The sequence below is a fragment of the Erwinia sp. LJJL01 genome, from assembly GCF_047300805.2.
GTDB classification, from domain to species: domain Bacteria; phylum Pseudomonadota; class Gammaproteobacteria; order Enterobacterales; family Enterobacteriaceae; genus Erwinia; species Erwinia aphidicola.
The window spans coordinates 806,149-827,986 of the sequence record NZ_CP178576.1 but is presented as its reverse complement, the minus strand read 5'-3'; the positions used below and the strand labels follow the sequence as shown (position 1 = coordinate 827,986).

Sequence of the window (21,838 nt, the reverse complement as noted above, 5' to 3'; positions counted from 1 at the left end):
TACGGTTAACATTATGCTTAACAATAATAAGTTTTTCTCTGAGCGGGAGGTCAATTTGATCCCGGACGTATCACAGGCGCTTTCCTGGCTGGAAGCTCATCCTGACGCACTTAAAGGTATTGGCCGCGGTATTGAGCGCGAAACTCTGCGCGTTAAACCGGATGGTCATCTGGCCACGACCGGGCACCCAGCTTCCCTTGGCTCAGCCTTGACGCATAAGTGGATCACCACTGACTTTGCCGAAACGCTGTTAGAATTTATTACGCCGGTCGATCAGGACATTGATCGTCTGCTGGCGTTTTTACGCGATATCCATCGTCACGTTGCGCGCGAGCTTGGTGAAGAGCGCATGTGGCCGATGAGCATGCCGTGCATGATCGATCCCGGCCAGGATATTGAACTGGCGCAGTACGGCAGTTCGAATATCGGCCAGATGAAAACGCTGTATCGCCAGGGGCTGAAAAACCGCTATGGCGCACTGATGCAGATTATCTCTGGCGTGCACTATAACTTCTCGCTGCCACTCTCATTCTGGCAGGAGTGGGCAGGGGTGAAGGATGCGGAAAGCGGTAAAGAGGCGATCTCCGATGGCTATCTGCGCCTGATCCGTAACTACTACCGCTTTGGTTGGGTGATCCCTTACCTGTTTGGCGCATCGCCAGCAATCTGCTCTTCTTTCATGCAGGGGAAAGAGAGCGCGCTGCCGTTCGAACGCAGCGATAAAGGCATGCTGTCACTGCCTTATGCCACTTCACTGCGTCTGAGTGACCTGGGCTACACCAACAAGTCACAAAGCAGCCTTAACATTACCTTCAACAACCTGGCGGAATACATTAAGGGCCTGAAGGCGGCGATTAAAACCCCGTCTGAAGAGTTTGCCAGCATGGGCGTGAAGGATGAAAACGGCGACTGGCTGCAGCTAAATACTAACGTGCTGCAGATTGAAAATGAGCTGTATGCGCCAATCCGGCCGAAGCGCGTCACCCGATCGGGCGAAGCGCCTTCGGATGCACTGCAGCGCGGCGGTATCGAGTATATCGAAGTGCGCTCGTTGGATATCAACCCGTTCTCGCCCATCGGCGTAGACGCCAACCAGGTGCGTTTCCTGGATCTGTTCCTGATCTGGTGTGCACTGGCTGATGCGCCTGAGATGAGCAGCGCAGAATTGGCCTGCACGCGTAAAAACTGGAATCGGGTGATCCTTGAAGGGCGTAAACCTGGCCAGACTATCGCAATGGGGTGTGAAGAAGCACAGCATCCGCTGGTAGACGTGGGTAAAGCGCTGTTTAGCGACCTGCGGCGCGTAGCGGAAACGCTGGACGGGCAGAGCGGCGAACATCACTATCAGGAAGTCTGCGATCGCCTGGTGGCCTCGTTTGATGACCCCGATCTGACTTACTCAGCGCGCTTCCTGCAAAACCTGAAAGCCAATGGCATTGGCGGTGCCGGACTGGCGCTGGCCGAGCAGTATCGCCAGCAGCTGAGCGAAGAGCCGCTGGAAGTGCTGACTGAACAGCAGCTTAGCGATGAGGCTCTGCGCTCTAAGGTAAGTCAGCAGGAGATTGAAGAAAGTGATACGCTTAGTCTGGATGCCTTTTTGAAAGACAAAGGCTAGCGTTAGAAAAGAAAAAGGCCACAATCACTGTGGCCAAATTAACATCTCTGTTGTCAGGGATGAGATGATGATAACAAATGCGCGTCTTTCATATATTCAGACGCGCCCTACGCGTAAAAGTTTCATCATTGCAAAAATAAATTCATTAGTTGAGGTAACCGTATGCCATTGCTGGATAGCTTTACCGTCGATCATACCATCATGAATGCGCCTGCTGTGCGCGTTGCGAAGACCATGAAAACGCCACAGGGCGATACCATTACCGTATTCGACCTGCGTTTCTGCCGTCCGAACATTGAGATTTTGACCGAGCGCGGGATCCATACGCTGGAGCACCTGTTTGCCGGCTTTATGCGTAACCACCTGAACGGTGACGGTGTCGAAATCATCGATATTTCACCAATGGGATGCCGCACCGGTTTCTACATGAGCCTGATTGGCGTGCCGGACGAAAAGCGCGTTGCGACAGCGTGGAAAGCGGCGATGGAAGACGTGCTGAAAGTGAAGCAGCAGAGTGATATTCCTGAACTGAATATCTACCAGTGCGGAAGCTGTGAGCTGCACTCGCTGGAGCAGGCTCAGGAGATCGCGCGTAACGTCATCTCTAAAGAGATTGGTGTGAACCGCAATGAAGATCTGGCGCTGCCAAAAGAGAAGTTGAAAGAGCTGCACATCTAAATCGTAGTGGCGAGGCGTGCCTCGCCAGGGTCAGGCATGCCTGGCCCCTACGTTTACGACCCGACCGATTCCTTCAATGATGTCTTCGGCGTGATGCGTACCTGCTTAATCATGTTGTCCTGCACATCGAGAATATCAACGGCGTAATGCCCGATATGGACCGTGGTTCCCGGCAGCGGGATATCCTGCAACTCCTCCAGAATCATGCCGTTCACGGTGCGCGCTTCCTCTTCCGGCAACGTCCAGTTAAAGGCTTTGTTCAGCTCGCGGATATTGGCGCTGCCCTCAACCAGAACCGAACCATCGTTCTGCGGCACCACTTCTTCGGCAAGCGTTGGCGACATGGAGGTGGTGAAGTCCCCGACAATCTCTTCGAGAATATCTTCGATGGTCACCAGCCCTTTGATATCACCATACTCGTCCACCACCAGCCCGACCTTCTTCTTGTTGCGCTGGAATTTTACCAGCTGCACGTTGAGCGGGGTGCCTTCCGGCACGAAGTAGATCTCATCGGCGGCGCGCAGCAGCACTTCTTTGGTGAACTCTTTCTTCTCGGTCATCAAACGATAGGCTTCGCGCACGCGCAGCATGCTCATCGCATTATCCAGGGAGTCGCGGTACAGCACGATGCGGCCATGCGGTGAATGCGTCAGCTGGCGAACAATCGACTTCCAGTCATCGTTGATGTTGATACCGGCAATCTCATTGCGCGGCACCATAATGTCATCCACGTTGACCTTTTCCAGGTCAAGCACGGACAGCAGCATGTCCTGATTACGGCGCGACATCAGCGAGCGCGATTCGTGGACGATGGTACGCAGCTCATCTTTACTCAGTGCGCCGCTGATAGCGCCGTCGCTTTTGATACCGACCATGCGCATCAGAATGCGCGTAATGGTGTTAAGCAGCCACACCAGCGGCATCATGACGATCTGCAACGGCCCCAGCAAGATGCTGCTCGGGAAGGCGACTTTCTCCGGGTAGAGCGCGGCGACAGTTTTTGGCAGCACCTCTGAGAACACCAGCACCAGGAAAGTCAGAATACCCGTGGCAATAGCTACCCCTGCATCACCGTACAGGCGCATCCCGACGATAGTCGCCAGCGCTGAGGCCAGAATGTTCACCAGGTTGTTGCCAATCAGCACCAGGCTTATCAGGCGGTCCGGGCGGCGCAGTAATTTTTCGACCCGACGCGCGGCGCGGTTACCGTTTTTAGCGAGGTGGCGCAGCTTGTAGCGGTTGAGCGTCATCATGCCGGTTTCGGAACCGGAGAAGTACGCCGACACCAGAATCATGATGACCAGCGTAATAATCAGGGTCGTAGTTGAAACGTGTTCCAAGAGAGGTCCTTGCTTTGGAAATTCAGGAGGTTAATAAATGCTGCAGCATGCGGCTACCAAAATAAGCCATAGTGAGCAAAAATGCCCCGCCGCAGTTGAACCAGACGACGCGGCGCCCACGCCAGCCTTCATGATAGTGGCCCCACAGCAGTACGATATAGACAAACCAGGCGAGTATCGACAGCACGGCTTTATCAATGTTCTCACGACTGAACAGATCCGGTAAGTAGAACAGACCGGTGCAGAGCACCAGCGTCAGCAGCACCACGCCAATCTGCGTAATATGGAACATCTTACGCTCAATGGTCATCAGCGGCGGAATGTCGGTGCTAAAAGCCAGTTTCTTGTTCTTCAGCAGCCAGTCAATCCACGCCAATTGCAGAGCGTACAGCGCGGCGATAATCAGGGTGGCGTAGGCGAAAAGGGCGAGGCCAATATGCACCATCATTCCCGGGGTGGTTTCCAGGTGAGTGATAAAGGCATTGGGAACGAAAGTCGCAAAAGCCAGGTTAATCAACGCGAAGCTGTAGACTATCGGTAGCAGGATCCAGCCACGATTACGTGAGGCGACAATGGTCATAATCGCGCAGATCAGCAGACTCACCAGCGAACCGATGTTCAGCAGGCTGAGGTTCTGCCCGCCATCAGGCCCAAATATGCGCTGCTCAAGCGCCACAGCGTGAAACACCAGCGCTGCCACGGCGGACAGCACCGCCAGACGGCGCCATGTGCTGTTCTTACGCAGCAGGCTGGGAACGATCAGGGCAAGGCTGAATGAGTAGGCGAGTAGCGCCAGAATCGCAAATACGGACATAGATCTCGTTAGTTACCGACAAGACTGAGAAAAAAACCAGTATAGCGCCAGCGACGGCTGGCTCCAAACGATCTCAACGCATATGGCTGAGATCGCTGCGTCACTATGTTATAATCCGCGCCATTGTGTCGCCGAGGCGGCCTCTCATTACGTTGAGCGAGAGACGATGTTTGATAATTTAACCGACAGACTGTCGAAAAGCCTGCGCAATATCAGTGGCCGCGGGCGGCTGACAGAAGACAATATCAAGGACACGCTGCGCGAAGTGCGCATGGCGTTGCTGGAAGCGGACGTTGCGCTGCCGGTAGTCCGTGACTTTATCGGACGCGTCAAAGAGCGCGCCGTCGGTCACGAAGTGAACAAAAGCCTGACACCGGGTCAGGAGTTCGTAAAGATCGTTAAAAACGAACTGGTTGCTGCCATGGGCGAGGAGAACAACACTCTGAACCTGGCGGCGCAGCCACCGGCCGTGGTGCTGATGGCGGGCCTGCAGGGTGCGGGTAAAACCACCAGCGTCGGTAAGCTCGGTAAGTTCCTGCGTGAAAAGCACAAGAAGAAAGTGCTGGTGGTCTCTGCCGACGTTTATCGCCCGGCAGCGATCAAACAGCTGGAAACCCTGGCCGAGCAGGTGGGCGTCGACTTCTGTCCGTCAGACCTCAGCCAGAAGCCGGTCGACATCGTTAAAAATGCATTACAGCAGGCTAAGCTGAAATTCTACGACGTGCTGCTGGTGGACACCGCCGGTCGTTTGCACGTCGATGAAGCGATGATGGACGAAATCAAGCAGGTTCATGCCGCGATTAATCCGGTAGAAACGCTGTTTGTGGTCGATGCCATGACCGGTCAGGATGCCGCGAACACCGCGAAGGCGTTTAACGAAGCGCTGCCGCTGACCGGCGTGGTTCTGACTAAAGTCGACGGTGATGCCCGCGGCGGTGCTGCACTGTCGATTCGTCATATCACCGGTAAACCGATTAAATTTATGGGTGTCGGTGAGAAAACCGAAGCCCTTGAGCCGTTCTACCCGGAGCGTATCGCCTCACGTATCCTCGGCATGGGCGACATGCTGTCGCTGATCGAAGATATCGAAAGTAAGGTAGACCGCGCCCAGGCCGAGAAACTGGCCAGCAAGCTGAAGAAGGGCGACGGTTTCGACCTCAACGACTTCCTCGACCAGCTGAAGCAGATGCGTAACATGGGCGGCATGGCCAGCCTGATGGGCAAACTGCCGGGCATGGGACAGCTGCCGGACAACGTTAAATCGCAGATGGACGATAAAGTGCTGGTGCGTATGGAAGCGATGATCAACTCCATGACGCGCAAAGAGCGTGAAAAGCCGGAGATTATCAAAGGCTCACGCAAGCGCCGTATCGCGACAGGTTCAGGCATGCAGGTGCAGGACGTTAACCGCTTATTAAAGCAGTTTGACGATATGCAACGCATGATGAAGAAGATGAAGAAAGGTGGCATGGCGAAAATGATGCGCGGCATGAAAGGTATGATGCCGCCAGGTTTCCCAGGCCGTTAAGCAAGCTGGAAAATGGCTCAGGCGAATTAGATTGCTTTTTGCGCCAAAATGAGTAAAATTTTCGGGCTTTTTATATTGCACCCGGGCCCCGTTCCCTCAATGGGGCCCGGTTGTTTTATTAACTAAAGAGGATGTTATGGTAACAATTCGTTTGGCACGTCACGGCGCTAAAAAGCGTCCGTTTTATCAGGTAGTCGTAACCGACAGCCGTAATGCTCGCAACGGTCGCTTCATCGAGCGCGTTGGCTTCTTCAACCCGATCGCTTCAGGTCAGGCTGAGCCACTGCGTCTGGATCTGGACCGCATTGAGCACTGGGTTGGCCAGGGCGCTACTCTGTCTGATCGCGTTAACGCGCTGATCAAACAAGCTAAGAAAGCAGCTTAATCTGTCACGGTGGTCAACATGAGCAAGCAACTCACCGCCCAGCCTCCCGCTAACCCGTTAATTCTGGGGAAGATGGGCTCGGCCTACGGTATTCGTGGTTGGCTCAAAGTGTTTTCCTCCACCGAAGACGCTGAAAGCATTTTTGACTATCAGCCGTGGTTTATCCAACGTGCGGGTCAATGGCAGCTTGTCGAGCTGGAAGGCTGGAAGCGCCACAATCAGGACATGATCATCAAAGTCAAAGGCATTGACGATCGTGATGCTGCGGGTCTGCTGACCAATTGCGAAATTGTCGTGGATTCAGAGCAACTGCCGGAACTGGAAAGCGGCGACTATTACTGGAAAGACCTGATGGGCTGCCAGGTAGTCACCACTGAAGGATACGAGCTGGGTAAAGTCATCGATATGATGGAAACCGGTTCAAACGACGTTCTCGTCGTCAAGGCTAACCTGAAGGATGCATTTGGTGCGCAGGAGCGGTTAATTCCGTTCCTCGATGAACAGGTTATCAAGAATGTCGATCTCACTACTCGCACCATCAAAGTAGATTGGGATCCTGGTTTTTGAGCTCCGAACAAAACGGTAATACTCCGGCGCAAAGTATGTGGATTGGCGTAATCAGCCTGTTTCCTGAAATGTTTCGCGCAATTACCGATTACGGAGTAACTGGCCGGGCAGTAAAAAATGGCCTGCTCAGCATTCAGAGCTGGAGTCCTCGTGACTTCGCTCATGACCGGCACCGTACCGTGGATGAACGTCCTTACGGCGGCGGACCGGGAATGCTAATGATGGTTCAACCCTTACGGGATGCCATCCACGCAGCAAAAGCGGCGGCAGGAGAAGGCGCAAAGGTGATTTATCTGTCACCTCAGGGGCGTAAACTCGATCAAGATGGGGTTTGCGAGCTGGCGACCAACCATAAGTTAATTCTGGTGTGTGGTCGTTATGAAGGGATCGATGAGCGCGTAATCAAAACCGAGATTGACGAAGAGTGGTCGATTGGGGATTACGTACTCAGCGGTGGCGAGCTGCCAGCGATGACGCTGATTGACTCGGTTTCCCGGTTTATTCCGGGAGTGCTGGGGAAACAGGCGTCAGCCGAAGAGGATTCGTTCTCGGAGGGTTTGCTGGATTGCCCACACTACACCCGCCCTGAAGTGTTAGAAGGGATGGAAGTACCGCCAGTTCTGCTGTCGGGCAACCATGCTGATATTCGCCGGTGGCGCCTGAAACAGTCGCTGGGCCGTACCTGGCTTAGAAGACCTGAACTTCTGGAAAACCTGGCTCTGACTGAAGAGCAAGCAAAGTTGCTGGCTGAGTTCCAACGGGAACATCGCCAGGCAACAAAACATGATACGGCTGGAAAGGCATAACGCCATCCGCCTTAACTATCAGTTTACCCAGGATAAGAGATTTAATTATGAGCAACATTATTAAGCAGATCGAACAAGAACAGATGAAACAGGACGTACCTTCATTCCGTCCGGGTGATTCCGTGGAAGTGAAAGTATGGGTCGTTGAAGGTGCTAAAAAGCGTCTGCAGGCATTCGAGGGCGTGGTTATCGCTATTCGTAACCGCGGTCTGCACTCTGCATTCACTGTTCGCAAAATTTCTAACGGCGAAGGTGTTGAGCGTGTATTCCAGACTCACTCCCCAGTAATCGACTCGATCACTGTGAAACGTCGTGGTGCTGTGCGTAAAGCCAAACTGTACTACCTGCGCGAGCGTACTGGTAAGTCTGCACGTATCAAAGAACGTCTGGGCGCTAAAGCGGCCTCTTAATAGTTAATAGCAAACAAAGGGCTGGCCTGCGGGCTGGCCCTTTTTTTATCCGCAAAATTCCTCTAATATCCCCGCGAAATTTTCTGCCTGTCGCGCCCGCCGAAACGAAATAAAAAGCCGTTCCCTGCTGATATTTAACCGGATATGTAAAAATTAGCGCGTATGTTTGATAGAACCCTATCCTTTGCAGGAACGATATTCGCTATGCGTTTTACGCCCAGCCCTTCAACCGGCGTGTCGATGAAAATCGGCGGTGCCCTGACCTCTACGCTGATGATGGCCTGCGTGAAAGGATTAGACGGCGCTATCCCGGTTGGAGAGGTGATCTTCTTTCGCTCTTCAGTGGCGCTTATCCCGCTGTTTATCTGGCTGTGGTGCCAGGGCAATATCCTTGACGGTATCCGTACGCGCAATGTTAAAGGACACTTCCTGCGCGGGCTGGCCGGTACAGGGGGGTTGTATTTCAGCTATCTGGCACTGCTGTATATCTCGCTGACTGAGGTCACCGCGATCAATTATGCCGCGCCGCTAATCACGGTGGTCATGGCGGCACTCTTCCTGCGTGAGAAGGTGAAGTCTCATCGCTGGGTCGCGGTCATTGCCGGGTTTGCCGGGATCATCGTGATGATGTCCGGGCAGCTGTTCTTTGCAAGAGAAGGGGCATTCAGCACGCTGAGCTGGCTGTCTACGCTGGGCATGATCCTGGCGCTGCTGGCGGCGGTGTGCATCGCCGGCGCCTCGATTCAGATCCGCTACCTCAACGGCATTGAAAAACCTGGCGCAATTGCCTTCTGGTTCGCCATTACCACCACGCTGACCTCGCTGTTGACCCTGGGTTTTGGCTGGTCACTGCCCAACGGCAGGCAGCTGATGTTGCTGCTGGGCTGCGGACTATTAGGCGGGATAACGCAGATCCTGCTAACGCTGAGCCTGAAATATGCCGATGCCTCGCTGCTGGCACCCTTTGATTACACCACGCTACTCTGGTCGGTGTTTATCGGCTATCTGTTCTGGGACACATTACCGCAGTCGGCAACAATGATTGGCGCGGGGCTGGTGGTCAGCGGGGGAGCGATCTCTCTCTATTTTGAACGGCGCAGTCGGCGGGGGATCACGCCGCTCAACGTCGGCGGATAATCTGAGGCGGGACCCGCGCCCGCCTCAATTGATTACTGGCTTGCTGCGCGCAGCAGCTCAACCAGCAGTGGTGACAGCTCATGGCGCAGCGCGGCGCGCTCGGACTGGAACAGCGTGGCGGCGAAAAACTTATGCCCCGGGAGCTCCATCGCGCGCACATCGCCATCGCGATCGTGCGCGCTGAGGCGTAGTGGGTAGCCGCTCAGCTCGACAACAAAATCCGGGTTCACGCCAAAATTACAGTGATAGCCCTCTGTTATCTCAGATTTGCCATAGGCCCGCGCCAGCAGCGTGTCGGGCTTAATCAAAATATCCCCGTTTTTCTCGACCAGCGAACAGCTCAGCGGCGCAATAACCAGTCGACCCCCGCTGGCCGTTTCGGCATGGCCGGCATCGGTCCAGCCCATCACATTGCGAGCATATTCCACGATAGCGTACTGAAATCCGGCGCAGGAACCGAGAAACGGCACGTTGTTCTCTCGCGCATAAGTAATCGTCATAAACGCGGCATCATCGCTGTGATACGGGCTGCCCGGCACCAGCCAGATGGCATCAAAATCCTGCAACATGCTGCGGTCGGTCAGGGTTTCAGTGGGTAGCCATTGTGGGGTAACGTCGAGATTAAGGGCTTGCGCAGCCAGGGAAATGGCCAGGGGGATGGCCTGATGCGCAACGGCATCGGGACGGTAGTCGCCAACCAGAGCTAAACGAAGGTAGGTCATTGTCGTTTCCTGTGCAGGTAAAAAAGGATGCTACTGCAACGGTTTCACGCTGGCAAGCACCGCAGGTTATTCGTATGCTGGGTGTCTACCGCACGCAAGGAGAGAGATGTGACACAGCGTATCAATCAGTTTGGACAGCCCATTGGCGCAGCACTGCCGGACTGGCAGCCCGTTGCTATTCCCGCTCCACAGGCGCTAACCGGCCGCTTTTGCCGCCTGGAACCGCTTGATGCCGCCCGCGATGCGGCTGGCCTTTATGCCGCTTATGCTTCGGCTCCCGATGGCCGCGACTGGACCTATTTAACGGAGGAACGCCCGGAAACCCTGGCTGATTTTCATATCTGGCTCGAGCAGCGCGCCGCGGAGAAAACCTTTGTCACCTTTACCATCTTCTGTACGCAGCGCGAAATTCCGGTAGGACTGGTTTCCTATATGCGCATCGACCCGGTTAATGGATCGCTGGAGATCGGGGGTGTCACCTGGTCGCCATTTATGAAGCGCACGGTGATTGGCACTGAAGCCCTGTGGCTGATGATTAAGCACACTTTTGACCTCGGCTATCGCCGCTGTGAGTGGAAGTGTGATGCGCTGAATCTGCCATCACGCAACGCGGCGCTACGCTTAGGGTTCACCTGGGAGGGCACTTTCCGCCAGATGATGGCACGTAAAGGGCGTACGCGTGACTCCGACTGGTTTTCCATTATTGATGGCGAATGGCCAGCGATCGACAAGGTGCTGACTGACTGGCTGTCCCCGCAGAACATCGATGCGCAGGGGCAGCAGCGACAATCGCTCAGCGCGCTAATGCGGGCGGCGAAGGTGGTAGATGGCGGTATTGACCGGGCCGCTGTTCAGCACGATTAGCCCGTAACGCACAGCGACTAATTCCGCGCCGGCACTTACCGCGACAGCACGGCTGGCAAGATTGGTTTCAGCGGCAAGGATCTCAATGACGTCGATATCCGGCTGGGAGAACGCCCGTTCAACCAGCCATTTTACGGCGCTGCGGGCAATTCCCTTACGCTGTTCGCTGCTGCGCACCCAGTAGCCGAGCGCCGCCGGGCTCTCCGCGCCAGCCGGATAGCGTATCCCCGCGCCGCCCAGCAGGCGACCATCTTCTGCAAACAGGCCCAGCTCGTCCGCAGTGCCCTGTTGACGTTGCAGATGGGTATAGCGGAACCACTGACGGGCCTCTTCCTCCCGATAATCCTCATGTGCCCACGCCATCCATGGGATCAGCGTATCCAGAGAGTGATTAACCGCACTCGCAAAAGCGGCTGCATCGTGCTCTGCAAAGGGGCGAATGACTAAATTCACGCTCGGCTCCTGTTCTTTTCCCTGAGTGAGGCTGAGTATAGATCCTGAGGGTCGCGCAGGTAACGGAAATAATTGGTATTTTTCAATGCTGATGCTGCAATGTAAACTTATATGTACATTCCGCTTTCATGATTTGCGTTATTCAAGTCATTGTTTTATATAGTTAAAGTGGGTGATTTTAGGGTGTTTTTAATAAAGGTGGTAATAATTGTGTACATATGGCTGTTGTGTTATGTACGCATTCTGGTACAGTTGATTTCAACCTCGCTGAGGATCCCTATTAACGAATTGCCAGGATGACGATCATGCAAAAAGATGCGCTGAATAATGTACATATTGCCAACGAACAGGTGCTGATTACCCCGGAAGAACTGAAAAAGCAGTTCCCGCTGAATAGCGTGCTGGAGGGGCAGATTGCCGCTTCACGCCAGACTATTTCTGACATCATCAGCGGGAAAGATCATCGCCTGCTGGTGGTGTGCGGTCCGTGTTCCATTCACGATACCGAAGCGGCTCTCGCCTATGCGCGTGACCTGAAAGCGCTGGCGGATCAGGTTGGCGATCAGCTGTACATCGTGATGCGCGTCTACTTTGAAAAGCCACGTACCACCGTGGGCTGGAAAGGGCTGATCAACGATCCTCATATGGATAACACTTTTGATATGGAAGCCGGCCTGCATATTGCGCGCCAGCTGCTGCTCAATCTGGTGGAGATGGGCCTGCCGCTGGCAACCGAAGCGCTGGATCCAAACAGCCCACAGTACCTGGGGGATCTGTTCAGTTGGTCTGCGATTGGCGCCCGTACCACTGAATCCCAGACGCACCGCGAAATGGCTTCTGGCCTGTCAATGCCGGTTGGCTTCAAAAACGGCACCGACGGCAGCCTGGGTACCGCGATTAACGCCATGCGCGCTGCGGCCATGCCACACCGCTTTGTCGGTATCAATCAGGCAGGGCAGGTGTGCCTGTTACAGACTCAGGGCAACCCGGACGGGCATGTGATCCTGCGCGGTGGTAAAAAGCCTAACTACGGCCCGGAAGACGTGGCGCAGTGTGAAAAAGAGATGCAGCAGGCGGGACTCCGCCCCGCCTTGATGATAGATTGCAGTCATGGCAATTCTAATAAAGATTTCCGTCGCCAGTCGGGCGTTGCCGAGTCTGCGGTTGCGCAGATCAAAGATGGCAACCGCTCAATTATCGGCCTGATGCTGGAAAGTAACATTCACGAAGGCAATCAGTCTTCCGAGCAGCCGCGCAGTGATATGCGCTACGGGGTTTCCGTCACCGATGCCTGCATCAACTGGGAAACCACCGAAAGCCTGCTGCGTGAAATTCATCAGGATCTGAACGGAGTGCTGGCGGCGCGTCTGTCGCAAGAGGGTTAACGAGTTATGGTGGCTGAACTGACCGCGCTACGCGATCAAATCGACGAAGTGGATAAAGCGCTGCTGGACCTGCTGGCAAAACGGCTGGAGCTGGTAGCGGAAGTGGGCGAGGTGAAGAGCCGCTACGGATTACCGATTTATGTCCCGGAACGTGAGGCCACGATGCTGGCCTCGCGCCGCGCCGAGGCTGAAAAGCTTGGCGTACCGCCGGACCTGATCGAAGATGTGCTGCGCCGCGTGATGCGTGAATCCTACACCAGTGAAAATGATAAGGGCTTTAAAACCCTGTGTCCTGAGCTGCGTCCGGTGGTGATCGTCGGCGGTAAAGGGCAGATGGGGCGGCTGTTTGAAAAGATGCTCACGCTCTCCGGTTACCAGGTGCAGATCCTCGACAAAGGGGACTGGGACAATGCTGCGGCGATGCTGGCGAATGCCGGGATGGTGATTATCAGCGTGCCTATCCACCTCACCGAGCAGGTGATTGGCGAACTGCCGCCGCTGGCGCCGGACTGCATTCTGGTTGATCTCGCTTCGGTGAAGAATAAACCGCTGCAGGCGATGCTGGCAGCACACTCTGGCCCGGTATTGGGCTTGCACCCGATGTTTGGGCCGGACAGCGGCAGCCTGGCTAAGCAGGTTGTGGTCTGGTGCGATGGCCGCCAGCCGGAAGCCTACCAGTGGTTCCTCGAACAGATTCAGGTTTGGGGCGCACGCCTGCACCGCATCAGCGCGGTGGAGCACGATCAAAATATGGCGTTTATTCAGGCGCTGCGCCACTTTGCGACCTTTGCTTATGGCCTGCACCTGGCCGAAGAGAACGTGCAGCTGGAGCAGTTACTGGCGCTCTCGTCACCGATTTACCGCCTGGAGCTGGCGATGGTCGGGCGGCTGTTTGCGCAGGACCCGCAGCTTTACGCTGACATCATTATGTCGTCGGAAAGCAACCTGGCGCTGATTAAGCGATATTATCAGCGCTTTGGCGAGGCGATTAAGCTGCTGGAGCATGGCGATAAGCAGGCATTTATTGACAGCTTCCGCCGCGTGGAACACTGGTTTGGCGACTACGCTAAACGCTTCCAGGCGGAAAGCCGCACGCTGCTGCGTCAGGCTAACGACAGCAGAGCGTAGCCCAACCGTGGGGACGACCCTTTTTTCCGGTCGTCCCATTAGTTTAACCGTGGCTATGCCGTAGGGGACGACCCTCTTTTTCGGTCGTCCCGTGAGTTTAAGCGTTGATACCTGCTTATAGCCCTTAACCGTAGCAACCGCGGCGTTCAGCGCCCCGTCATGCGCCATCATCAGCCCGGTATATTTACCGCAACCGTCAGGTTGTCAGGTCAGGATTCACCATATAAACGCGGATACGATGCGGCAGCGGCACGGGTTGCAGGCATTCGGTTACCTGCTGGCGCTGACTGAAAGCCGCCGCTGCCTGAGGCTGGCGGTTTACTGCGGGTCGACGGCGACCACGTTCTCGCCCGGATAGCAGCCAAGCACTTTCAGCGAGCGGGTGATTGGGGCCAGCTCGCGCAGTGCTTCCTGCACGTCGTCATTGCGCAGGTTGCCCTGGAAGTCGATGTAAAACATCTCCTGCCACGGGTTGCCGTTAATCGGGCGCGACTCCAGCTTGCTCATGGTCAGATTGTGCTTGCGCAATACCAGCAGGGCTTCAACCAGCGCACCCGCCTGCTGGCCAGTGGCCATAATCAGCGTGGTTTTGGCTGGAACCTGGAGCGACACTTCAATCGGCTTGCGCGCCAGCACAATAAACCGGGTGATGTTTTGACGCTGGTTGGCCAGATTACGCTCCAGCACCTGAAGGCTGTAAAGCTCGCCACCGGCTTCACTGCCCAGAGCGGCGACTTTGGGTGAGTTCATCGCGGCCACTTTTTCCATCGCGGCTGCGGTGCTTTCGGTGTACTCAATTTTCCAGTGCGGATAGCGGTTAACAAACTGGCTGCACTGCTGGAAAGGCTGTGGATGACTGTAAACCGTTTCGATTTCCTGCAGCGTGGTATTGCCGGATACCAGCACGCAGTGGTCGATAGGGATAGTAATTTCACCCACGATAGACAGGCTGGTCTGCTGCAGCAGGTCATACACATCGGTAATGGAACCCGAGGTGGTATTCTCCACCGGCAGCACCGCGTAATCTGCCTGGCCGGTTTCGACCTGATTAAAGATATCGTGGAACTTCAGGCAGCCGCTCTCAATAAAGCTGTCGAAATGGCGGGCGGCATAGTGGCGTGACGCCAGGTGAGAATATGAACCTTTTGGCCCAAGGAAGGCGATGCGTGCCGAATGCGGGTTAGTATTGTTCAGCTGTTTTTGCAGCAGCGCCTGCTGGGTCAAAACGGAGTCTTCAATAATTTGCTGGAACAGGCGCGTGATGTAATGCGCATCCAGCTTGTGGCCTTTACCCAGGGTGATCAGATGTTCGAGCAGATCGCGCTCGCGGTCGATGTCACGGATCGGGCGGTGCGTGGCCATTTTGGCCTCGGCAACTTCTACCGCCAGCGCGCGGCGCTGTGCCAGCAGCGACAGCAGTTGTTCGTCCAGTGCGCTGATCTTACCGCGCAGAGCAAGCAAAGGGTTTTCGGAGTTCATATGTGCTACCTGTCCAGATTTCGCTAAAAAAAAAAGCCTCCCGGTTGGGAGGCTTTATTGTTCGTCTTCGCATTCATTCTCACACGACGAATTGCCTCCCAGTCAGGGGAAGGTAAAAAAGAATGCGAAGAAAAACGGAGCTGATTTCATTGGGGTATCCACTGTGTCTTGAAAGGTTAAAGTAACCGCTGCAATTTCCTTCTGTCAATAAAAAACGCGCCCGCAGGCGCGTTATCCTCATTTTAACGAATTTATTCTTCGTCAGCCTCAACCACGCTGAGGTCTTTCACGCTGGCGTTAGCGCGGCGCGCTTCGCCTTTATGCTGAACCTTGTTCAGCTGACGCTCCAGTTTGTTGATCAGGTCATTGATTGCGGTATACATATCTTCATGTTTAGCACTGGCAATCAGCGGACCGTTGGGCGTGTTGATGTTCGCATCGGCAACAAACTCCTTCGGCTCCTTCGAAAGAACAATGTGCGGGTTTATCAGGTGGGTTTGCCACTTTTCAAGCTTGGCTAGACGGTCTTCGACATGCTGGCGAATTGCCGGAGTAATTTCCATTTGTTTACTGGTAATGTTCAGAACCATAGTGCTTACCTCTCTGTCATTTCCGTCTTGGTAGGTCCAGCATAGCGCGTAAAATCGATAAATGTGTGATAAAGATCACGTTTTTTTGTCACTTTTTGTCAAGTGCACGAAAATTGCGAGCAGGGCAGGTAAATGGCGTTTCAGGGGTTGTACGCGGGCATGTTAACTGGCATTGTTGATGGGTTAACCGGACAGGAAATTTGGCGTTTAGCTGGGTTTTTAGTCAAAAAAAAGGCAGCCCGCAGGCTGCCTTTTTTATTGCGTCAGAATCAGGCCTGATTAGCGGCAATGATTTTTGCTACGCGCTCGGCTTCCGCGTTCAACTGCAGCTGACGGTAAGCATTTTCCATCAGTGGCAGAGCTGTTCGGGTTGCCTGAGTATCCGGATAATCTTTCAGCATTTGCTCTACACGGTTAACCACAGCGACATATGCCTCGCGTTTAGTGTAGAATTCCGCCACGGATAGCTCATATTTCGCCAGGCGATCTTTCAGGAACACCAGGCGCTTGCGTGCATCCGTCGCATACTGGCTGTTTGGATAGCCACGCAGCAGCTGCGAGAAGTCTTTGAATGCATCACGCGCATGGGTTGGATCGCGGTCTGAGCGGTCGATACCAAAAAAGCCCTGCAATGCGCTGTCATCCAGCGCCATGTCCGTCAGGCCACGCATATAGATCACGTAATCAATGTTCGGATGGGTCGGGTTCAGGCGCATAAAGCGGTCGATAGCGGCCTGCGCCAGCGGCAAATCGGCATTTTTATAGTAAGCGTAGATCAGGTCTAGCTGAACTTGCTGGGAGTAAGGGCCGAAAGGATAGCGGTTATCGAGCGCTTCCAGTTGCGTTATTGCTCCTTTAAAGTTACCGTCCTGCAGTTTTTGCTGGGCAGTGGCATAAATCTCGGAAGGTGGGCTGTCTGGCACCACATCCTTGGAGCCGGAACATCCAGCTAATGCCAGGCTCAACGTGGCTGCAGCCACCAGATATTTCATACGCGTCATGACGATTTGCTTATCCTCAGAGTGTTATTCAGGAAGCTGTCCGTTAAGCCTCCGGTAGTGACCAGGTACGATAGCACATTATATTAAACGGCATCGCCGTGAAAACCCAACGTTAACGAAGAAGCTGTTTATTTATGGCACAACAAGTAAAACTCAACGCAACGGTATCCGAATCGCAACTCGGACAACGGTTAGATCAGGCTTTGGCCGAATTGTTCCCTGATTATTCACGTTCTCGCATAAAAGAGTGGATTCTGGACCGTCGCGTCACCGTAAACGGTGCAATTATCGACAAACCCAAAGAAAAAGTGCTCGGCGGTGAGCAAATCGTCATCGATGCAGAGATCGAAGAGGAAGCTCGCTGGGAGGCGCAGGACATCCCACTCAATATCGTCTATGAAGATGACGACATTTTGGTGATCAACAAGCCACGCGATCTGGTGGTGCACCCTGGCGCCGGTAATCCGGATGGCACGGTGCTAAATGCCTTGCTGCATCATTTCCCGGCGATTGCCGATGTGCCGCGCGCGGGCATCGTTCACCGCCTTGATAAAGACACGACCGGTCTGATGGTCGTGGCGAAAACGGTTCCTGCCCAGACTCACCTGGTGGAGTCTCTGCAGCTGCGTGAATTCACCCGTGAATATGAAGCCGTGGCAATTGGTCGCATGACGGCGGGCGGAACGGTTAACGAGCCGATCAGCCGCCATTCGACCAAGCGTACCCATATGGCCGTTCATCCGATGGGTAAACCGGCTACTACGCACTATCGTATTATGGAGCATTTCCGCGCGCACACGCGTCTGCGTCTGCGCCTTGAAACCGGACGTACGCACCAGATCCGTGTGCATATGTCACATATTAATCATCCGCTGGTGGGCGATCCGTTATACGGTGGCCGCCCGCGTCCGCCAAAAGGTGCATCTGAAGCCTTTATCGGTACGCTGCGAGGCTTTGACCGCCAGGCACTGCACGCCACCATGCTGCGCCTTTACCATCCGATCACCGGGATTGAGATGGAATGGCATGCGCCGCTGCCGCAGGATATGGTCGACCTGATCAATGCCCTGAAGGCCGATACCGAAGAATTCAAAGAGCAGATGGACTGGTAATGAGCCTGATCGTACCTAACTGGTCGGTTCCCGTTAACGTTCGCGCGTGCAGCAGTACGCGCAAAGGTGGAGTCAGTCAGGCGCCGTGGAACAGCCTTAATCTTGGCGATCGCGTCGGTGATGACCCTGAGCACGTGCGGGTGAATCGCCAGCGGCTGCTTGAGCTGGGCGATCTGCCTTCGATGCCGCAATGGCTGGAACAGGTTCACGGTACGGACGTTTTGCCGCTCAGCTGGCAGACTCCCGCTTCACTGCGTGCGGATGCGGCCTATACCCGTACGCCGGGCGTCGTGTGCGCGGTGATGACGGCTGACTGTCTTCCGGTGCTGTTTTGTTCGCAGGATGGTCAGGAAGTGGCGGCTGCTCATGCTGGCTGGCGCGGTCTGTGTAATGGCGTGCTGGAGGAGACCTTAAACGCTTTTTCGGCGCCCCCTGCTGAGATTTCTGTCTGGCTTGGTCCGGCGATTGGCCCCGATGCATTTGAAGTTGGCCCGGAGGTGCGCGAGGCGTTCATTGCGCAAAATCCAGGCGATTCAGCAGCTTTCCGCCCGGCAGGCGAAAAGTTTTATGCGGATTTATGGCTGCTGGCAAAACAGCGGCTACAGGCCTGCGGAGTGCGCCAGGTCTGGGGTGGCGGCCAATGTACCCATACTCAGGCTGAGCAATTTTTCTCCTTCCGACGCGATGGCGTCACCGGCCGTATGGCAAGTTTGATCTGGCTGATATAACCTAGCGCGATAAGACGGTCCGGATTGATGTTTTTTTCTCCAAAATGTCAGGTCATTAACCTTGAAAAATTTGAGGGATGACCTCATTTAATCTCCAGTAGCAACTTGACCTGATAGGGGGAAATTATGCGTCTGGATCGTCTTACTAACAAATTCCAACTGGCACTCGCCGACGCCCAGTCACTGGCTCTTGGCCACGACAACCAATTCATTGAACCTCTGCATCTGATGAGCGCACTGCTCACTCAGGAAGGTGGGTCCGTTCGCCCTTTACTGACTTCAGCCAGCGTGGACGTTTCGTCCCTGCGTAACGCGATTGAACAAGCACTCAGCCGTCTGCCGCAGGTGGAAGGTACCGAGGGTGATGTTCAGCCGTCTGCTGACCTGGTGCGGGTACTTAATCTGTGCGACAAGCTGGCGCAGAAGCGCGGCGACAACTTTATCTCATCAGAATTATTCGTTCTGGCGGCGCTCGATTCGCGCGGTTCGCTGGCTGATTTATTGAAATCTGCCGGAGCAACCAGCGACAAGCTAACCAAAGCCATAGACCAGATGCGTGGAGGCGACAGCGTGAACGACCAGGGAGCTGAAGATCAGCGCCAGGCATTAAAGAAATACACCATCGATCTGACCGAGCGTGCTGAGCTGGGCAAACTCGACCCTGTCATCGGCCGTGACGAGGAGATCCGCCGTACGATTCAGGTTCTGCAGCGCCGTACCAAAAATAACCCGGTGCTGATCGGTGAGCCAGGCGTGGGTAAAACCGCGATCGTGGAAGGGCTGGCGCAGCGCATTATCAATGGCGAAGTGCCGGAAGGGCTGAAAGGCCGCCGCGTTCTGTCGCTGGACATGGGTGCATTGATTGCCGGGGCGAAGTACCGCGGTGAGTTCGAAGAGCGCCTTAAAGCAGTATTGAGCGACCTGGCGAAACAGGAAGGGAACGTCATTCTGTTTATTGACGAGCTACATACCATGGTCGGCGCCGGTAAAGCCGACGGCGCAATGGATGCCGGTAATATGCTGAAACCGGCATTGGCGCGCGGTGAGCTGCACTGCGTGGGCGCCACTACGCTGGATGAGTATCGTCAGTATATAGAGAAGGATGCCGCGCTGGAGCGTCGTTTCCAGAAAGTGTTTGTTGCCGAGCCGAGCGTGGAAGACACCATCGCTATTCTGCGCGGGCTGAAAGAGCGCTATGAGCTGCATCACCATGTGCAGATCACCGACCCGGCAATTGTGGCGGCCGCGACCTTATCGCACCGCTATATTGCTGACCGCCAGCTGCCGGACAAAGCCATCGACCTGATCGATGAAGCTGCTTCAAGCATCCGTATGCAGATTGACTCGAAGCCGGAATCACTGGACCGCTTGGAACGCCGGATTATCCAGCTCAAGCTGGAGCAGCAGGCGCTGAAGAAAGAGTCTGACGATGCCAGCATCAAGCGTCTGGATATGCTGGAAGCTGAGCTGAGCCAGAAAGAGCGCGAGTATTCAGAGCTGGAAGAAGAGTGGAAGGCGGAGAAAGCCTCTCTGTCCGGTACTCAGCATATCAAGACAGAGCTGGAAAATGCCAAGCTGGCGATGGAGCAGGCGCGCCGTCAGGGCGACCTGGCCCAGATGTCAGAACTGCAGTACGGTAAAATTCCAGAGTTGGAAAAACAGCTGGAGAGCGCCACTCAGTCTGAAGGCAAAACCATGCGCCTGTTGCGTAACCGCGTGACCGACGTCGAAATTGCCGACGTACTGGCGCGCTGGACCGGCATCCCAGTGGACCGCATGATGGAAGGTGAGCGCGACAAGCTGTTGCGTATGGAACAGCAGCTGCATACGCGGGTGATTGGTCAGAATGAAGCGGTTGAAGCGGTTTCAAATGCGATTCGCCGCAGCCGTGCAGGCCTGGCCGATCCTAACCGCCCGATCGGTTCATTCCTGTTCCTCGGTCCAACCGGGGTGGGTAAAACTGAGCTCTGCAAAGCGCTGGCGAATTTTATGTTCGACAGTGACGATGCCATGGTGCGCATTGATATGTCCGAGTTTATGGAAAAACACTCTGTCTCGCGTCTGGTTGGTGCTCCTCCCGGCTATGTCGGATATGAAGAGGGTGGCTACCTGACAGAAGCGGTTCGTCGTCGTCCTTACTCGGTGATCCTGCTGGATGAAGTCGAGAAGGCGCATCCGGATGTGTTTAACATTCTGCTGCAGGTACTGGATGACGGTCGCCTGACGGATGGCCAGGGTAGAACGGTCGATTTCCGTAACACCGTGGTAATCATGACTTCGAACCTCGGTTCCGACCTGATTCAGGAGCGTTTCGGCGCGCTGAGTTACGATGCGATGAAAGAGATGGTGATGGCCGTAGTTAGCCAAAGCTTCCGCCCTGAGTTCATCAACCGTATTGATGAGCTGGTGGTGTTCCACCCGCTGGGCGAGCAGCATATTGCCTCTATTGCACGTATTCAGCTGACGCGTCTGTATCAGCGCCTCGAAGAGCGCGGTTATGAACTGCATATCGCAGAAGCAGCATTGCAGAAACTGGCGGAGAATGGTTACGACCCGGTTTACGGGGCAAGGCCGCTCAAACGTGCGATTCAGCAGCAGATAGAGAATCCGCTGGCGCAGCAGATTTTGTCCGGGGAGTTAGTGCCGGGCAAAACCATCCAAATGGATGTGGAAAACGATATCATCGTCGCACATCAGTAATAACGGTAAGTGACAAAAATGGGCCTCTGGCCCATTTTTGTTTATTAAAGAGGCAAAAAACGGGCCTTAAAGGGTCTTTTGCCTGGAAAGTGAGCGCTTGAAAAGTTTTTTGCGATTTGCCCTTGCCACTCTCCAGAAAATCCCTATACTGCGCCTCCACTGACACGGAACAACGGCTTACAGGCCAGCGTGTTAAGAGGTTCAGGAAGTATCTGAACCGCCGGAAAAACTTCTCAAAAAGAAGTTGACTCCGAAGGAGGAAAGCGTAATATACGCCACCTCGCGACAGGAAGCTTCGGCACTGTTCGCAACGCTCTTTAACAATTTATCAGACAATCTGTGTGGGCACTCGCAGGATTGATATCAGCGTCTCCGGACGTAAAAAATATCAAGCCT

22 protein-coding genes, 1 pseudogene and 1 other annotated feature are annotated in these 21,838 nt (G+C 54.7%); of the genes and pseudogenes, 14 read left to right on the top strand and 9 right to left on the bottom strand.

The features are described from left to right. Positions 1 to 13 precede the first annotated feature (13 nt). Both gshA and luxS read left to right on the top strand, forming a co-directional pair. The gene (gene gshA, locus ACLI4M_RS04645; RefSeq protein WP_208864871.1) at positions 14 to 1,615 is read left to right on the top strand and encodes a glutamate--cysteine ligase; all 1,602 of its coding nucleotides are present in this window, start codon (positions 14 to 16) and stop codon (positions 1,613 to 1,615) included. 162 nt (positions 1,616 to 1,777) lie between these two features. Next, a complete protein-coding gene (gene luxS / locus ACLI4M_RS04640; RefSeq protein ID WP_048917102.1) occupies positions 1,778 to 2,293 on the top strand; it encodes an S-ribosylhomocysteine lyase in 516 nt (171 codons plus the stop codon). A gap of 53 nt (positions 2,294 to 2,346) precedes the next feature. Here luxS and ACLI4M_RS04635 read toward each other — a convergent pair whose 3' ends face one another. Both ACLI4M_RS04635 and ACLI4M_RS04630 read right to left on the bottom strand, forming a co-directional pair. Beyond that, positions 2,347 to 3,633 (bottom strand): HlyC/CorC family transporter, encoded by a 1,287-nt coding sequence (locus ACLI4M_RS04635; RefSeq protein ID WP_133622899.1) that lies wholly within the window; start codon positions 3,631 to 3,633, stop codon positions 2,347 to 2,349. Between the two features lie 22 nt (positions 3,634 to 3,655). Beyond that, positions 3,656 to 4,447 carry a cytochrome C assembly family protein gene (locus ACLI4M_RS04630; protein WP_048917100.1) on the bottom strand — a complete coding sequence of 264 codons (792 nt, stop codon included), beginning with the start codon at positions 4,445 to 4,447 and terminating at the stop codon, positions 3,656 to 3,658. A 166-nt stretch (positions 4,448 to 4,613) separates the two neighbouring features. On the opposite strand from ACLI4M_RS04630, the gene ffh reads away from it, so the two are divergent. The 6 genes from ffh to ACLI4M_RS04600 all read left to right on the top strand — a co-directional run bounded on the left by ffh (position 4,614) and on the right by ACLI4M_RS04600 (position 9,280). Then, positions 4,614 to 5,975: a signal recognition particle protein gene (gene ffh / locus ACLI4M_RS04625; protein ID WP_133622900.1), complete on the top strand. Its 1,362-nt coding sequence runs from the start codon at positions 4,614 to 4,616 to the stop codon at positions 5,973 to 5,975. A 136-nt stretch (positions 5,976 to 6,111) separates the two neighbouring features. After that, entirely contained in the window at positions 6,112 to 6,360 is a 249-nt protein-coding gene (gene rpsP / locus ACLI4M_RS04620) for a 30S ribosomal protein S16 (protein ID WP_004155935.1), read from the top strand. Positions 6,361 to 6,378: 18 nt separating this feature from the next. Then, positions 6,379 to 6,927, top strand: coding sequence for a ribosome maturation factor RimM (gene rimM, locus ACLI4M_RS04615; RefSeq protein ID WP_048917098.1), 549 nt, complete (start codon positions 6,379 to 6,381; stop codon positions 6,925 to 6,927). Positions 6,928 to 6,962: 35 nt separating this feature from the next. Then, positions 6,963 to 7,733, top strand: a complete 771-nt coding sequence (gene trmD, locus ACLI4M_RS04610) for a tRNA (guanosine(37)-N1)-methyltransferase TrmD (RefSeq protein WP_133622901.1) — start codon at positions 6,963 to 6,965, stop codon at positions 7,731 to 7,733. Positions 7,734 to 7,780: 47 nt separating this feature from the next. Next, on the top strand, positions 7,781 to 8,143 hold the full coding sequence (rplS, locus tag ACLI4M_RS04605; protein WP_048917096.1) for a 50S ribosomal protein L19: 363 nt from the start codon (positions 7,781 to 7,783) through the stop codon (positions 8,141 to 8,143). A 204-nt stretch (positions 8,144 to 8,347) separates the two neighbouring features. After that, positions 8,348 to 9,280, top strand: coding sequence for a DMT family transporter (locus ACLI4M_RS04600; protein ID WP_133622902.1), 933 nt, complete (start codon positions 8,348 to 8,350; stop codon positions 9,278 to 9,280). Positions 9,281 to 9,312: 32 nt separating this feature from the next. Here the strand turns inward: ACLI4M_RS04600 and ACLI4M_RS04595 are convergent, their stop codons facing one another. Next, the gene (locus ACLI4M_RS04595) at positions 9,313 to 10,002 is read right to left on the bottom strand and encodes a CTP synthase C-terminal region-related (seleno)protein (protein WP_048917094.1); all 690 of its coding nucleotides are present in this window, start codon (positions 10,000 to 10,002) and stop codon (positions 9,313 to 9,315) included. A 108-nt stretch (positions 10,003 to 10,110) separates the two neighbouring features. On the opposite strand from ACLI4M_RS04595, the gene ACLI4M_RS04590 reads away from it, so the two are divergent. Further along, positions 10,111 to 10,866 (top strand): GNAT family N-acetyltransferase, encoded by a 756-nt coding sequence (locus ACLI4M_RS04590; protein ID WP_133622903.1) that lies wholly within the window; start codon positions 10,111 to 10,113, stop codon positions 10,864 to 10,866. On the opposite strand, the gene ACLI4M_RS04585 is transcribed toward ACLI4M_RS04590, so the two are convergent. After that, complete coding sequence (locus ACLI4M_RS04585; protein ID WP_048917092.1) at positions 10,804 to 11,319, bottom strand: GNAT family N-acetyltransferase; 516 nt, start codon at positions 11,317 to 11,319, stop codon at positions 10,804 to 10,806. The two genes, ACLI4M_RS04590 and ACLI4M_RS04585, sit on opposite strands and share 63 nt — an antisense overlap. Positions 11,320 to 11,624: 305 nt before the next feature. On the opposite strand from ACLI4M_RS04585, the gene ACLI4M_RS04580 reads away from it, so the two are divergent. Next, complete coding sequence (locus ACLI4M_RS04580) at positions 11,625 to 12,704, top strand: 3-deoxy-7-phosphoheptulonate synthase (protein WP_133622904.1); 1,080 nt, start codon at positions 11,625 to 11,627, stop codon at positions 12,702 to 12,704. A 6-nt stretch (positions 12,705 to 12,710) separates the two neighbouring features. Beyond that, a complete protein-coding gene (gene tyrA, locus ACLI4M_RS04575) occupies positions 12,711 to 13,832 on the top strand; it encodes a bifunctional chorismate mutase/prephenate dehydrogenase (protein WP_133622905.1) in 1,122 nt (373 codons plus the stop codon). Between the two features lie 105 nt (positions 13,833 to 13,937). On the opposite strand, the pseudogene ACLI4M_RS04570 reads toward tyrA, so the two are convergent. From ACLI4M_RS04570 to bamD, 5 genes and pseudogenes are all read right to left on the bottom strand, one after another. Beyond that, positions 13,938 to 14,154, bottom strand: a pseudogene (locus tag ACLI4M_RS04570) (hypothetical protein); the annotation flags it as partial. Further along, the gene (gene pheA / locus ACLI4M_RS04565) at positions 14,151 to 15,311 is read right to left on the bottom strand and encodes a bifunctional chorismate mutase/prephenate dehydratase (protein ID WP_099753848.1); all 1,161 of its coding nucleotides are present in this window, start codon (positions 15,309 to 15,311) and stop codon (positions 14,151 to 14,153) included. The gene pheA and the pseudogene ACLI4M_RS04570, both read right to left, overlap by 4 nt. A 26-nt stretch (positions 15,312 to 15,337) precedes the next feature. Next, positions 15,338 to 15,462, bottom strand: a sequence feature (Phe leader region). Next, a complete protein-coding gene (gene pheL, locus ACLI4M_RS04560) occupies positions 15,414 to 15,461 on the bottom strand; it encodes a pheA operon leader peptide PheL (RefSeq protein ID WP_133625021.1) in 48 nt (15 codons plus the stop codon). It overlaps the preceding feature by 48 nt. 100 nt (positions 15,463 to 15,562) lie before the next feature. Next, a complete protein-coding gene (raiA, locus tag ACLI4M_RS04555; protein ID WP_099753847.1) occupies positions 15,563 to 15,901 on the bottom strand; it encodes a ribosome-associated translation inhibitor RaiA in 339 nt (112 codons plus the stop codon). 269 nt (positions 15,902 to 16,170) lie between these two features. Beyond that, on the bottom strand, positions 16,171 to 16,902 hold the full coding sequence (gene bamD, locus ACLI4M_RS04550; RefSeq protein WP_133622906.1) for an outer membrane protein assembly factor BamD: 732 nt from the start codon (positions 16,900 to 16,902) through the stop codon (positions 16,171 to 16,173). Between the two features lie 134 nt (positions 16,903 to 17,036). Between bamD and rluD the strand changes: the two genes are divergently transcribed. The 3 genes from rluD to clpB all read left to right on the top strand — a co-directional run bounded on the left by rluD (position 17,037) and on the right by clpB (position 21,442). After that, the gene (gene rluD / locus ACLI4M_RS04545) at positions 17,037 to 18,014 is read left to right on the top strand and encodes a 23S rRNA pseudouridine(1911/1915/1917) synthase RluD (RefSeq protein ID WP_062818391.1); all 978 of its coding nucleotides are present in this window, start codon (positions 17,037 to 17,039) and stop codon (positions 18,012 to 18,014) included. Beyond that, entirely contained in the window at positions 18,014 to 18,742 is a 729-nt protein-coding gene (gene yfiH, locus ACLI4M_RS04540) for a purine nucleoside phosphorylase YfiH (protein WP_133622907.1), read from the top strand. The genes rluD and yfiH overlap by 1 nt, the downstream gene beginning before the upstream one ends. 126 nt (positions 18,743 to 18,868) lie before the next feature. Further along, positions 18,869 to 21,442 carry an ATP-dependent chaperone ClpB gene (clpB, locus tag ACLI4M_RS04535; RefSeq protein WP_133622908.1) on the top strand — a complete coding sequence of 858 codons (2,574 nt, stop codon included), beginning with the start codon at positions 18,869 to 18,871 and terminating at the stop codon, positions 21,440 to 21,442. The last annotated feature ends 396 nt before the right edge of the window (positions 21,443 to 21,838 follow it).

What these genes read in the sequence shown, in the direction of transcription:
- gshA (WP_208864871.1), top strand. Translation starts at nt 14, where the DNA reads ATGCTTAACAATAATAAGTTTTTCTCTGAGCGGGAGGTCAATTTGATC.
- raiA (WP_099753847.1), bottom strand. Translation starts at nt 15,901, where the DNA reads ATGGTTCTGAACATTACCAGTAAACAAATGGAAATTACTCCGGCAATT.
- ACLI4M_RS04600 (WP_133622902.1), top strand. Translation starts at nt 8,348, where the DNA reads ATGCGTTTTACGCCCAGCCCTTCAACCGGCGTGTCGATGAAAATCGGC.
- bamD (WP_133622906.1), bottom strand. Translation starts at nt 16,902, where the DNA reads ATGACGCGTATGAAATATCTGGTGGCTGCAGCCACGTTGAGCCTGGCA.
- trmD (WP_133622901.1), top strand. Translation starts at nt 6,963, where the DNA reads ATGTGGATTGGCGTAATCAGCCTGTTTCCTGAAATGTTTCGCGCAATT.
- ACLI4M_RS04630 (WP_048917100.1), bottom strand. Translation starts at nt 4,447, where the DNA reads ATGTCCGTATTTGCGATTCTGGCGCTACTCGCCTACTCATTCAGCCTT.
- tyrA (WP_133622905.1), top strand. Translation starts at nt 12,711, where the DNA reads ATGGTGGCTGAACTGACCGCGCTACGCGATCAAATCGACGAAGTGGAT.
- ACLI4M_RS04580 (WP_133622904.1), top strand. Translation starts at nt 11,625, where the DNA reads ATGCAAAAAGATGCGCTGAATAATGTACATATTGCCAACGAACAGGTG.
- luxS (WP_048917102.1), top strand. Translation starts at nt 1,778, where the DNA reads ATGCCATTGCTGGATAGCTTTACCGTCGATCATACCATCATGAATGCG.
- clpB (WP_133622908.1), top strand. Translation starts at nt 18,869, where the DNA reads ATGCGTCTGGATCGTCTTACTAACAAATTCCAACTGGCACTCGCCGAC.
- yfiH (WP_133622907.1), top strand. Translation starts at nt 18,014, where the DNA reads ATGAGCCTGATCGTACCTAACTGGTCGGTTCCCGTTAACGTTCGCGCG.
- rplS (WP_048917096.1), top strand. Translation starts at nt 7,781, where the DNA reads ATGAGCAACATTATTAAGCAGATCGAACAAGAACAGATGAAACAGGAC.
- rimM (WP_048917098.1), top strand. Translation starts at nt 6,379, where the DNA reads ATGAGCAAGCAACTCACCGCCCAGCCTCCCGCTAACCCGTTAATTCTG.
- ffh (WP_133622900.1), top strand. Translation starts at nt 4,614, where the DNA reads ATGTTTGATAATTTAACCGACAGACTGTCGAAAAGCCTGCGCAATATC.
- rpsP (WP_004155935.1), top strand. Translation starts at nt 6,112, where the DNA reads ATGGTAACAATTCGTTTGGCACGTCACGGCGCTAAAAAGCGTCCGTTT.
- ACLI4M_RS04595 (WP_048917094.1), bottom strand. Translation starts at nt 10,002, where the DNA reads ATGACCTACCTTCGTTTAGCTCTGGTTGGCGACTACCGTCCCGATGCC.
- rluD (WP_062818391.1), top strand. Translation starts at nt 17,037, where the DNA reads ATGGCACAACAAGTAAAACTCAACGCAACGGTATCCGAATCGCAACTC.
- pheA (WP_099753848.1), bottom strand. Translation starts at nt 15,311, where the DNA reads ATGAACTCCGAAAACCCTTTGCTTGCTCTGCGCGGTAAGATCAGCGCA.